Source organism: Kitasatospora sp. NPDC059817, from assembly GCF_042731835.1.
GTDB lineage: Bacteria > Actinomycetota > Actinomycetes > Streptomycetales > Streptomycetaceae > Kitasatospora.
Map to the genome: position 1 here is coordinate 3821 of NZ_JBHWIR010000175.1, position 11857 is coordinate 15677.

Here is an 11857-nt window from a genome sequence, read left to right on the forward strand (position 1 = left end):
ACCAACCCCGACACCCCCGTCGGCTCCCCCTGCACCACCGGAGCGAACGGCACCTGCTCCGCAACCGGCCTCCCCCTCGGCACCTACTACTGGCAGGAAACCGCCGCACCCCCCGGTTACGACCTGCCGGAACTCAACGTCACCACCGTCGTCCTCAACACCAACGGACAGAACGTCCCGATCACCGTCCAGGACACCAAAGCCACCGCTCCGACCGCGTCCACCAGCGTGACCAAGGTCGACTCCGCCACCGGGCAGCCCCTGGCCGGCGCGACCTTCCAGCTGTGGCACGAGACCAACGGCGTCCCCGGCCTCCAAACCACCGGAACCAACCCCGACACCCCCGTCGGCTCCCCCTGCACCACCGGAGCGAACGGCACCTGCTCCGCAACCGGCCTCCCCCTCGGCACCTACTACTGGCAAGAAGTATCGGCGCCCAACGGCTACGACCTGCCGGAACTCAACGTCACCACCGTCGTCCTCAACACCAACGGACAGAACGTCCCGATCACCGTCCAGGACACCAAGACCATCGCCCCGACCGGCTCCACTACGGTCACCAAGGCCGACTCCGCCACCGGACAACCACTGGCCGGCGCCACCTTCCAGCTCTGGCACGAGACCAACGGCACCCCCGGCCTCCAAACCACCGGCACCAACCCCGACACCCCCGTCGGATCCCCCTGCACCACCGGAGCGAACGGCACCTGCTCCGCAACCGGCCTCCCCCTGGGCACCTACTACTGGCAGGAGACTGCCGCACCCCCCGGCTACAACCTGCCGCAGCCCGCGGTGACGACCGTGGTCCTCGACACCGACGGACAGAGCATCCCCGTCACCGTCCAGGACACCAAGACCACCACCCCGACCGGCTCCACCACGGTCACCAAGGTCGACTCCGCCACCGGACAACCACTGGCCGGCGCCACCTTCCAGCTCTGGCACGAGACCAACGGCACCCCCGGCCTCCAAACCACCGGCACCAACCCCGACACCCCTGTCGGATCCCCCTGCACCACCGGGGCGAACGGCACCTGCTCCGCGGACAACCTTCCGTTCGGCACCTACTACTGGCAGGAGACCACCGCTCCCCCCGGCTACGAACTGCCCCAGACCGCGGTGACCACGGTCGAACTGACCGCGGACTGCCCGTGTGTGACGGTCACGGTCGAGGACAAGAAGTGCCCGCCGAAGCCGTGTCCGCGCCCGCCGCACTCATGGGCCTCGGCGGACTCATGGACCACGTGGGGCGAATGGAACCTCTGGGACCTGGTGCGCGGCAAGCCCGACCCGAACGAGGATTGCACGCCCGCGTCCCCCACCTCCTGGAAGCGCTCCTGAAGGACCGCTCCAGCGCGAGCGCGTGAGGGCACGACGCAATGAACCGGGCGGAGGAGCCGACAGGGGCTCCTCCGGCCGAGTGCGCCGGCAGCACGTCAGGTGACCATCGCGGTCCCCGGACTGCTCACCGAGGCCGGAGATCTTCGACAGGCTCCGGACTTCTGGGCGCGTCCTAGCCCAGCGCCTGCTTGAGGTCGGCGAGCAGGTCGTCGATCGACTCGATGCCGACCGAGACGCGCACCAGGTCGGCGGGCACCTCCAGCGCCGAACCGGCCACCGAGGCGTGGGTCATCCGGCCCGGGTGCTCGATCAGCGACTCCACGCCGCCGAGCGACTCGCCGAGGGTGAACAGCTGCGCGCGGTTGCAGACCTCGACCGCCGCCTCCTCGCCGCCCTGGACCCGGAACGAGACCATGCCGCCGAAGGCCTTCATCTGCTTGGCGGCGATCTCGTGGCCGGGGTGCTCGGGCAGGCCCGGGTACAGCACCTGGCTGACCTTCGGGTGGCTCGCCAGCAGCTCGGCGACCTTCTCCGCGTTGGCGCTGTGCCGGTCCATCCGGACGCCCAGCGTCTTGATGCCGCGCAGCACCAGCCAGGCGTCGAACGGCCCGGAGACGGCGCCCATCGCGTTCTGGTGGTACGCCACCTCCTCGCCCAGGCTCGCGTCGGCCAGCACCAGCGCACCGCCGACCACGTCCGAGTGGCCGCCCATGTACTTGGTGGTGGAGTGCACGACCGCGTCCGCGCCGAGCGCGATCGGCTGCTGCAGGTACGGGCTGGCGAAGGTGTTGTCGACCACCAGCAGCGCGCCGGCGCCGTGCGCGACCTCGGCGAGCGCGGCCAGGTCGGTGATGCCCAGCAGCGGGTTGGACGGGGTCTCCACCCAGACCGCGCGGGTGTTGGGACGCAGCGCGGCGCGGACGGTCGCCAGGTCCTGGGTGTTGGCGACGGAGAACTCGACGCCCCAGCGGGTCAGCACCTTGGCGAACAGCCGGAAGGTGCCGCCGTAGGCGTCGTTGGGGATCACGATGTGGTCGCCCGGCTTGAGGATGGTACGCAGCAGGGTGTCCTCGGCGGCCAGGCCGGAGGCGAAGGCGAGGCCACGGGCGCCGCCTTCCAGTGCCGCGAGGCACTCCTCCAGCGCGGTGCGGGTCGGGTTGGCGCTGCGGCTGTACTCGTAGCCGCCCCGCAGGCCGCCCACCCCGTCCTGCTTGTAGGTGGACACCTGGTAGATCGGCGTGACGACGGCCCCGGTCTGGGGGTCTGCTTCCTGACCCGCGTGGATGGCGAGGGTCTCGAAGCCCTGGGGAAGCTGGTGCTCGGTCATGGGTCGAGCCTAGTGGCCGTACGGGCCGGTGCCCTCCGGAACGTCCCAGCCCGCCGTGAACCGGGCCGGCCGTGGACCGGGGCGGCGGCGGAATCCGGGCGGCGCCGGAATCCGGGGGCGGCCCGCCGCGTTGAATCCTGCGCAACCCTCCCTACCCAGCTGGAGCAGGCCGTGCTGTTCAACCGCCACAAGACCTCGCTCGTTCCCGCCGACCAGGCGCTGCCCGGCCGGGAGTCGCCGGGCTTCGCGCTGCGCGAGCCGCACACCGTGCTCGGCCACCCGCTCACCGGGCCGTACCCGGACGGCCTGGAGGTGGCCGACTTCGGGCTGGGCTGCTTCTGGGGCGCCGAGCGGACGTTCTGGCGCCTGCCCGGCGTCTGGACGACGCTGGTCGGCTACCAGGGCGGCTACACTCCCCACCCGACGTACGAGGAGGTGTGCAGCGGGCTGACCGGGCACACCGAGGCGGTCCGGGTGGTGTTCGACCCCTCGCTGGTCTCCTACGAGCGGCTGCTGAAGACCTTCTGGGAGGCGCACGACCCGACCCAGGGCAACCGCCAGGGCAACGACGTCGGCACCCAGTACCGCTCCGCCGTCTACACCCACTCCCCCGTCCAGGCCGCCGCCGCGGCCGCCGGCCGGGACGCCTTCCAGCCGGCCCTGACCGCGCTCGGCTACGGCCCGATCACCACCGAGATCGCCCCGGCGGGCCCGTTCTACCCGGCCGAGCCATACCACCAGCAGTACCTGTCCGACGCCAAGAACCCGAACGGCTACTGCGGTCTCGGCGGCACCGGCGCCTCCTGCCCGATCGGCGTGGCCCGCACGCAGGGCTGACCGTCCGTGACCGTTCCGGCGGGCCGGCCACCCGAGGTGACCGCCCGCCGGTCGGGGCGCAGACTGGAAGGGCCAGCAGACGGGCCTGCCTCCTCCTCTCGCTGGACGGCCGGGCCGTCCGTGTGGAGAGGAGTGCGCCATGTCCGGTCTCGTCCGCATGAGCTTCGACGCCCCCGAGGAGGTCCGCCCCTTCGAGGAGGGCACGGGGGAACTGCGTCTGGTCAACCTGGACGCCGGCCCGGTGGGCCGGGCCGTGTTCCACCCCGGTTGGCAGTGGTCCAAGCACGTGAAGCCGATCGCCAAGACCGACAGCTGCCTGGCCGCCCACACCGGGTACGTGGTCTCGGGCCGGATGAGGATCGTCATGGACGACGGTCAGGAGACCGAGTTCGGCCCGGGCGACCTGATGATCTGCCCGCCCGGGCACGATGCCTGGATCGTCGGCGACGAGCCGTGCGTGATCGTCGACTGGCAGGGTTTCGCCGACTACGCGAAGCGCTGACCGGCGGCTCCCGGCGTCAGACGGCGCTGCCGGCCTTCCAGGCGGCCCAGCCGAGGTTCCAGCCGTTCAGGCCGTTGTCCGGCGCGACGGTCTTGTCACCGGAGTTCACGACCTCGACCACGTCACCGACCATGGAGCTCTTGTAGAACTTGTAGCCGTCCGTGCTGCCGTCCTGCGCGCCCTTGGCGTCCTGGAGGCCGATGCAGCCGTGGCTGGTGTTCTGGCCGCCGAAGATCGACGACGAGGACCAGTAGTTGCCGTGGATGAAGGTGCCCGAGGTGGTGAGCCGCTGGGCGTGCGGCACGTCCGCGATGTCGTACTCGCTGCCGAGGTTGACGGTCTGCGAGTTCATCCGGGTCTGCTGGAACTGCTCGGAGATCACCATCTTGCCGCCCCAGGTGCGGTGCTCGGGCGAGCCGCCGGAGATCTTGTAGACGGCGCTGACCTGGCCGTCGGTGGTGACGGTGAGCTTCTTGGCGGCGAGGTCGGCGACGCTGGTCTGGGCGCGGCCGATGGTGAAGCGGACGTCCTTGGACTGGGTGCCGTAGACGCCCTTGGCGCCCTCGACGTCCTTGAGCCGGAGCTTGAGGGTGACCTTGGTGCCCTTGGCCCAGTACTCCTGCGGCCGGAAGTCGAGGCGGGTGCTGGAGAACCAGTACCCGACGATCTCGACGCCCGGCTCGGCTATCACGGTGATCGCCTGCTGGACGGCCTTGCGGTCGGTGATCGGCTTGCTGAAGGTGATCGAGACGGGCATGCCGACGCCGACGACCGAGCCGTCCTCGGGCGTGAAGTAGCCGACGAAGGTGTTGGCCGGGGTGGCCGTGGTGAAGGTGGCGTTGGCGTCCGCCTCCAGCTTGTCCTTGTCGAGGGCGGTGGCGGCCACGGTGTACTTGGTGCCGCTGGCGGGGGCGGCGGCCGAGGTCCAGCTGGCGCCGTCGGAGGCGAGCTGGCCGACCAGTTCCTTGCCCGTGGAGTCGGTGACCTTGACGGTGCCCAGGGTGCCGTTGCTGACGGTGACCTTGACCGGCTCGCTGAAGCTGGCGGAGGCGGCACCGTCAGCAGGGGTGACGGTGATGACGGCGGTCGAGGTCTTCGGCGCGCTGCTGGTCCCGCCGGAGCCGCTGCCGGCGCCCGGGGTTCCAGCGGAACCGCCCGAACCGCCCGAGCCGCCCGAGCCGTTGGCGTCGGCGCTCTTGGTGTCGTTGCAGGCCGCGAGCAGCAGGACCGGCGCCCCGATCAGACCCGCGAGCACTCCGCGCCGGCTCCAGCTGCCTCCGCCTGCCCGCCCCTGACCGTCCCGTGCCGTCACGTCGCGTCTCCCTGCTGATCATCCCGGGCATTTACGGATACAGAAACGCAATCCGCCCGTGCACGGTTCCACCTCCGAAGGGTAAGCGATCGTATGAGATGACCCAACTTCCCGGTGAACAGGGAAAAAACGCCCGGCCTGCGGGGCAGACCGGGCGTTCACGAGCGGTGACGAGCTCGCGAGGCGAGGCCGCTACTCGGCGGACTCGTCCACCACGTACTCGTCCCAACCCTCGTTCTCGGGGTCGAACTCGGTCTGCGCCGACTCCCAGGTCGCCGAGGCCAGTTCGACACCCGGCACGTCGCCGAGCAGCGCCACCGGGTCGATGAAGTGGGCGAGCGAACCCGACGGGTCCACCTCGATGGCGTCGACGGACTGGGCGCGCTCGTCGTCGTCGAGGTACTCGTCCTCGGTCACCTGCTTCAGGGCGGCCGCCTTGAGCGCGCCCTCGTCGGTGATCTCCGCGATGAGCTCGATCTTGAGCCGGACGTAGCGCGGCTCGTCCTGGGTGGTTTCAGTGCTGGTCATGCGTGTGAGCGTACGGGAAGGGCCGGTCCCTCGGAGAAGGACCGGCCCTGCCGTTCTCCGCCTCGGTTCCCCCACCCGGGAACCGCGGAGACGCGCCGTGCGGCGCGCAGTACCGCGGGAGCCGCCGCACCCTGTCGACCGGCCGCAGCCGGACAGGGGCGGGACGACGGCACCTCCCGCGGAGGCCCCTCTCCCCCGTTGCCGGGCTGGAGGGCGGACACGGCGGGCCGGGTCAGGACCGCCCGACGTGTCCGGAGCCGACCGCGTCCGCCGGGGAGCCGCTCCCGGACGGTTGCCGTCGTCTCGCTCGGCGTCTTGCCGTTGACCACCACGATGCCGGACGGTTGTTAACCGCGTGCTGCGGGCAGGTGACGCCGGTGTACCACTTCGCCCGTGGGCGAACCGCGGGCAAAACGTGGGCGAAACCTCGTCCGCCCCGCCGACCGGAGCCGGTGGCGGGGTCGGGGTCGGTCAGGGCCCGCCGGGGCCGGTCAGGGCCGGCGCCGACGGGTCAGTGCGCGGCGCGGCCGGCGAGGAAGCCCAGCAGGTCCTGGCGGGTGACGATGCCCTGGGGCTTGCCGTCCACCAGCACCACCGCGGCGTCGGCCTTCTCCAGCACGGTCATCAGGTTGGTGACCGTCTCGCCCGCACCGACGACCGGCAGCGGCTTGGACATCACCCGGTCCAGCGTGTCGGTCAGCTCGATCTCCTTCGCGAAGACGCCCTCCAGCAGGAGCTTCTCCGCCACCGAGCCGATCACCTCGCCGGCCATGATGTCGGGGTGCCCGGCCCCCGGGGAGACCACGGGCATCTGCGAGACGCCGTACTCGCGCAGCACCCGGACCGCCTCGGCGACCGTCTCGTTCGGGTGCATGTGGACGAACTGCGGGATGCCCTCGTGCTCGATGGCGTCCTTGCGGGCCAGCACCTCGCCGATGTGCGCCTCGTCGGTGGCCGAGGGCAGGAAGCCGTAGTCGGCCATCCAGTCGTCGTTGAAGATCTTGGACAGGTAGCCGCGGCCGCCGTCCGGCAGCAGCACCACCACGACGTCGTCCGGGCCCAGGCCCTTGGCCACCTCCAGCGCGGCCACCACGGCCATGCCGCAGGAGCCGCCGACCAGCAGGCCCTCCTCCTTGGCCAGGCGGCGGGTCATCTGGAAGGAGTCCTTGTCGGAGACGGCGACGATGCCGTCGGCGACGTCACGGTCGTAGGCGGTCGGCCAGAAGTCCTCGCCCACACCCTCGACCAGGTACGGCCGGCCGGTGCCGCCCGAGTAGACCGAGCCCTCCGGGTCGGCGCCGATCACCTTGACCTTGCCGCCCGAGACCTCCTTCAGGTAGTTGCCGGTGCCGGAGATGGTGCCGCCGGTGCCGACGCCCGCCACGAAGTGGGTGATCCGGCCCTCGGTCTGCTCCCACAGCTCCGGACCGGTGGAGTGGTAGTGCGAGGCCGGGTTGTCCGGGTTGGAGTACTGGTCCGGCTTCCAGGCGTTCGGGGTCTCCCGGACGAGCCGGTCGGAGACGTTGTAGTACGAGTCCGGGTGCTCGGGGGCCACGGCGGTGGGACAGACGACCACCTCGGCGCCGTACGCGCGCAGGGTGTTGATCTTGTCGGTGGACACCTTGTCCGGACAGACGAAGATGCACTTGTAGCCCTTCTGCTGGGCCACGATCGCCAGGCCGACACCGGTGTTGCCGGAGGTCGGCTCGACGATGGTGCCGCCCGGCTTCAGGGCGCCCGAGGCCTCGGCGGCCTCGATCATGCGCATCGCGATGCGGTCCTTCACCGAGCCGCCGGGGTTGAAGTACTCGACCTTCGCCAGCACTGTCGCGCTGATGCCCTCGGTGACCTTGTTCAGCTTGACCAGCGGCGTGTTGCCGACGAGGTCGATGATCGAGTTGTGGTACCGCACGGGGGTCCTCCCGGTTGTGGGCATGCGAGTGCTTTCGGTACTGCAAAGCCTAGGCCGTGCCGCCCGCCCCAGCCCGCCCTTCCGCCCCACCCGCCCCTCGCCCCGCCCCGGCCCCGCGCGGCGGCCCCGCCACCCGCCCCCCTCCCCCAATGGCCCAGCCCCGCAGGTAGCCCCGGCCCCCGCGCGGGTAGGAGGGGGGTGCAGGCATCGCCATGGCCCCGGAGGGGGCGGCACCAGGACGCGAAGGGGGCATCGGATGCCAGGGGCACAGGACTCGCGGGCCCGGGTGGCCCGCCGGATCGCCACCGCGGCGGCGTACGGCGGCGGCGGGCTCGGCCTGCTGGGCGTGGGACTGGTGGGCGTGCTGCTCACCGAGAGCAAGCTGGCGATCCAGGCCATCGGCGTGCTGGAGGGCGATCCGCCCAAGGCCGACGGCGTCTACGGCGAGGCCTTCGCCGACAGCTCCGCCGCCACGCAGCCGCCGCTGGTGCTGGCCGTCCTCGGCGACTCCACCGGCGCCGGCCTCGGTGTGCTGCGGGCCCGGGAGACCCCGGGTGCGCTGCTGGCCGCGGGCCTGGCCTCGGTGGCCGAGCGCCCGGTCCGGCTGGTCAACGTGGCCCGCTCCGGCGGCCGTTCCGCCCACCTCTCGGGCCAGCTGGAGCAGGCGCTGCCGCACCACCCGGACGTCGCCGTGCTCATGATCGGCGCCAACGACGTGACCCGGCACAGCCCGGCCCAGCTGGCCGTCCGCCAGCTCGGCGAGGCCGTCGCGGCGCTGCGGGCGAACGGCTGCGAGGTGGTGGTCGGCACCTGCCCGGACCTCGGGACGATCAAGCCGGTGCACCCGCCGCTGCGCTGGGTGGCCCGCCGGCTGAGCCGCCAGCTGGCGGCCGCGCAGACCATCGCGGTCGTGGAGGCCGGCGGCCGGACGGTCTCGCTGGGCTCGCTGCTGGGCCCGGAGTTCGCGGCGCGCCCGGAGATGTTCGCCGCCGACCGCTACCACCCGTCCGCCCAGGGCTACGCGACGGCCGCGATGGCCGTGCTGCCCTCGGTGTGCGCCGCGCTCGGCCTCTGGCCGGAGGAGGAGCGCCCGGCCGCACCCGTGCCGGGCGGGACGGTGCTGCCGGTGGCGATGGCCGCCGCCGCCGCGGCCGGGCGTTCGGGCACCGAGGTCGCGGCCGTCGAGACGGAGGGCGCCGGCCGCCGCTGGGCGTTGCTGCGCCACCGGCTGCGGGTCGGGCTGCCCGGCTCGTGGGCGCCCGAGGAGGCCCGGGAAGGAGCCGTTCCAGAGGCCGGCGACACGTCGGCCAGCTCACACGCCGGGACGGGTGACGCCTGATCTACCAGGCGGTAACTTTCCTCCCGGACGCCAGTCCGCCGTCACCCAGCGAGGAGCCCGCCATGCCCGAAGCCGTCATCGTCAGCGCCACCCGTTCGCCGATCGGCCGGGCCTTCAAGGGCTCGCTCAAGGACGTCCGCCCCGACGACCTGACCGCCCACGTCATCCAGGCCGCGCTGGCCAAGGTCCCGCAGCTCGACCCGCGCGAGATCGACGACCTGATGCTCGGCTGCGGCCTGCCCGGCGGCGAGCAGGGCCACAACCTGGCCCGCATCGTGGCCGTCCAGATGGGCATGGACTACCTGCCCGGCGCCACCATCACCCGCTACTGCTCGTCCTCGCTGCAGACCACGCGGATGGCACTGCACGCGATCAGGGCCGGCGAGGGCGACGTCTTCCTCTCGGCCGGCGTGGAGACCGTCTCGCGCAGCGTGAACGGGACCTCGGACGGCATGCCGGGCACCACGAACCCGGTCTTCGACGAGGCCCAGGCCCGCACCGCCAAGCGCGCCGAGGAGGGCGGCGGGGAGTGGCACGACCCGCGCGAGGACGGCCTGCTGCCGGACGCCTACATCGCGATGGGCCAGACCGCCGAGAACCTGGCCGCGCTCAAGGGGATCACCCGCGCCGAGCAGGACGAGTTCGGCGTCCGCTCGCAGAACCTCGCCGAGGCCGCCGTCAAGGCCGGCTTCTGGGAGCGCGAGATCACCCCGGTGACGCTCCCGGACGGCACCGTGGTGAGCAAGGACGACGGCCCGCGCGCCGGCGTCACGCTGGAGGGCGTCTCCGGCCTGAAGCCGGTGTTCCGACCGGACGGCACCGTGACCGCCGGTAACTGCTGCCCGCTGAACGACGGCGCCGCCGCGCTGGTCATCATGTCCGACACCAAGGCCCGGGAGCTGGGCATCACCCCGCTCGCCCGGGTGGTCTCCACCGGCGTCAGCGCGCTCTCCCCCGAGATCATGGGCTACGGCCCGGTCGAGGCCTCCCGGCAGGCGCTGCGGCGGGCCGGCCTGACCATCGACGACATCGACCTGGTCGAGATCAACGAGGCCTTCGCCGCCCAGGTGATCCCGTCCTACCGGGATCTCGGCATCGACCTGGACAAGCTGAACGTCAACGGCGGCGCGATCGCCGTCGGCCACCCGTTCGGCATGACCGGCGCCCGGATCACCACCACCCTGATCAACTCGCTGCAGTGGCACGACAAGCAGTTCGGCCTGGAGACCATGTGCGTCGGCGGCGGCCAGGGCATGGCGATGGTGATCGAGCGCCTCAGCTGACCCCGCCGAGCCACCCCGAAAGGGTCTGGACCACCCATTTGGAGTGACCGTGAGTAATTGAGGGCCGGATCACATCGCGAGGTCGATCCGGCCCTCTTTTCGCTCGTTTTCGGCCCGGAAATCGACACTGCGGAGCGGATCAACTCCACTGCGTAGAACGGTGTTACCTAACAATTTGGGGACAAGAGCGAAAGTCCCCCACAAATTAGACATTCGCCACTGCGGCAACAGCCCCGGATGCGGCAGTGTGGACACGTAACCCCGTTCCGCTCCTCGCTAGGAGTACGTTCCGTGAGCGCCGTCTACACCATCCTGCTGCTGATCCTGATCACCGTGTCGACCGCCGTGCTGCTCCACCTCCGGGGACTCTCCCGCCGGCTGGACGCGCAGGCCGCGGCCCAGGCCGCACCCGCCCCGGTGGACCAGGCCGCGATACGCCAGGCCGTCACCGAGGCACTCGCCGCCGACCGCGAGCGGGAGATCACCGAGGCCCGGGCGTTCTGGGCCGAGCAGGAGGCCCGCGCGGCCGAGGACGCGCCGCTGTTCGACTCCCCGTACACCGGCGCGTTCGCCAGCACCGACGAGTGGCCGCTGTTCTTCCCCCGCCCCACCGGCCCGCAGGACGCCGTCGACAACGCCGGCACCATGGACCCGGAGTTCGGCGAGGCGCTGCGCTCCGCGCTGGAGGACCTGATCAACGAGGGCCCCGCCGAGCCCGGCCCCGAGGGCGGCTCGTCGCCGTTCCCCGGCCAGGGCTCCGGCACCTCCTCCGCCGGCTCCACCGCCGCCTCCACCGGCTCCGCCGAGCCCACCGGGGACGCCCGCGCCCGCCGCGAGGCCGACCTGCTGGCCACCGGCCTGGAGGCCGGGCTGCTGGACGCCGACCAGGCCGTCGAGGACGCCCCGGTCGCCGCACCCGACCCGCGCCGCCACCCCTCCCACCCCGACTTCGTGCCCAGCCAGGCGCCGTCCCGCGAGTGGACCGATACCCGGCTGGCCACCCTCGCCGACGAGGCCGTCGCCCTGATCGACGTCCGCCCGGGCCCGCTGGGCACCCTGGACGTGTACGCCTTCGCCGACGGCACCACGCTCTGCGTGGCCCCGGGCGACCGGGAGGCCGCCTACCGGCTGATCGACGCGGTCCGTGCCGGTGAGCACGTCCGACTGCTCGGCGGCTCGCGCTTCTCCGGCTCGTACTCGCTGACCTTCTCCACCGACGAGGAGGCCGTCTACGTCCTCGCCGACCGGGTGGTCGCCAGCATCTGACGCCGCCCCAGCAGCGCGGCAGCACGGCACACACAGCGCAGCACGCCGAAGGCCGGCCGGGTCAAGGGGTTACCGACCCGGCCGGCCTTCGGCGTGTCCGGACAGGGCCTAGCCGCAATGCCAGTGACTTTGGTGTGTCTGTCTCGTTGGTTGTGGTGTGGCGAGGGTGGGGCAGGTCAAGTCGTGTGCGGGTGAGCGGTTGTCGGATCG

The 11857-nt window shown here is 71.9% G+C and carries 10 protein-coding genes; 6 read left to right on the forward strand and 4 right to left on the reverse strand.

Annotation, left to right across the window (positions count from 1 at the left end):
- A partial coding sequence (locus tag ACFV61_RS28410; RefSeq protein WP_380494657.1) for a collagen binding domain-containing protein occupies positions 1–1341 on the forward strand: 1341 nt, incomplete at its 5' end.
- A 172-nt stretch (positions 1342–1513) separates the two neighbouring features.
- Here ACFV61_RS28410 and ACFV61_RS28415 read toward each other — a convergent pair.
- Positions 1514–2668 carry a cystathionine gamma-synthase gene (locus ACFV61_RS28415; RefSeq protein ID WP_063348017.1) on the reverse strand — a complete coding sequence of 385 codons (1155 nt, stop codon included), beginning with the start codon at positions 2666–2668 and terminating at the stop codon, positions 1514–1516.
- A 171-nt stretch (positions 2669–2839) separates the two neighbouring features.
- Between ACFV61_RS28415 and msrA the strand changes: the two genes are divergently transcribed.
- Positions 2840–3505 (forward strand): peptide-methionine (S)-S-oxide reductase MsrA, encoded by a 666-nt coding sequence (gene msrA / locus ACFV61_RS28420; protein WP_063348018.1) that lies wholly within the window; start codon positions 2840–2842, stop codon positions 3503–3505.
- Positions 3506–3644: 139 nt separating this feature from the next.
- Positions 3645–4007 (forward strand): cupin domain-containing protein, encoded by a 363-nt coding sequence (locus ACFV61_RS28425; RefSeq protein WP_063348019.1) that lies wholly within the window; start codon positions 3645–3647, stop codon positions 4005–4007.
- A gap of 16 nt (positions 4008–4023) precedes the next feature.
- Here the strand turns inward: ACFV61_RS28425 and ACFV61_RS28430 are convergent, their stop codons facing one another.
- The 3 genes from ACFV61_RS28430 to ACFV61_RS28440 form a co-directional block, all read right to left on the reverse strand.
- The gene (locus ACFV61_RS28430; RefSeq protein WP_380494659.1) at positions 4024–5319 is read right to left on the reverse strand and encodes an Ig-like domain-containing protein; all 1296 of its coding nucleotides are present in this window, start codon (positions 5317–5319) and stop codon (positions 4024–4026) included.
- 192 nt (positions 5320–5511) lie between these two features.
- Positions 5512–5847 (reverse strand): hypothetical protein, encoded by a 336-nt coding sequence (locus tag ACFV61_RS28435; protein WP_063348021.1) that lies wholly within the window; start codon positions 5845–5847, stop codon positions 5512–5514.
- A gap of 511 nt (positions 5848–6358) precedes the next feature.
- Positions 6359–7759 carry a cystathionine beta-synthase gene (locus ACFV61_RS28440; RefSeq protein WP_063348022.1) on the reverse strand — a complete coding sequence of 467 codons (1401 nt, stop codon included), beginning with the start codon at positions 7757–7759 and terminating at the stop codon, positions 6359–6361.
- A 256-nt stretch (positions 7760–8015) separates the two neighbouring features.
- Between ACFV61_RS28440 and ACFV61_RS28445 the strand changes: the two genes are divergently transcribed.
- From ACFV61_RS28445 to ACFV61_RS28455, 3 genes are all read left to right on the forward strand, one after another.
- Positions 8016–9098 (forward strand): SGNH/GDSL hydrolase family protein, encoded by a 1083-nt coding sequence (locus ACFV61_RS28445; RefSeq protein ID WP_380494662.1) that lies wholly within the window; start codon positions 8016–8018, stop codon positions 9096–9098.
- A 62-nt stretch (positions 9099–9160) separates the two neighbouring features.
- Complete coding sequence (locus ACFV61_RS28450; protein ID WP_380494664.1) at positions 9161–10381, forward strand: acetyl-CoA C-acetyltransferase; 1221 nt, start codon at positions 9161–9163, stop codon at positions 10379–10381.
- A 291-nt stretch (positions 10382–10672) separates the two neighbouring features.
- Positions 10673–11647, forward strand: a complete 975-nt coding sequence (locus ACFV61_RS28455) for a hypothetical protein (RefSeq protein WP_079135655.1) — start codon at positions 10673–10675, stop codon at positions 11645–11647.
- Positions 11648–11857 lie beyond the last annotated feature (210 nt).

What these genes read in the sequence shown, in the direction of transcription:
- ACFV61_RS28425 (WP_063348019.1), top strand. Translation starts at nt 3,645, where the DNA reads ATGTCCGGTCTCGTCCGCATGAGCTTCGACGCCCCCGAGGAGGTCCGC.
- ACFV61_RS28435 (WP_063348021.1), bottom strand. Translation starts at nt 5,847, where the DNA reads ATGACCAGCACTGAAACCACCCAGGACGAGCCGCGCTACGTCCGGCTC.
- ACFV61_RS28415 (WP_063348017.1), bottom strand. Translation starts at nt 2,668, where the DNA reads ATGACCGAGCACCAGCTTCCCCAGGGCTTCGAGACCCTCGCCATCCAC.
- ACFV61_RS28450 (WP_380494664.1), top strand. Translation starts at nt 9,161, where the DNA reads ATGCCCGAAGCCGTCATCGTCAGCGCCACCCGTTCGCCGATCGGCCGG.
- ACFV61_RS28445 (WP_380494662.1), top strand. Translation starts at nt 8,016, where the DNA reads ATGCCAGGGGCACAGGACTCGCGGGCCCGGGTGGCCCGCCGGATCGCC.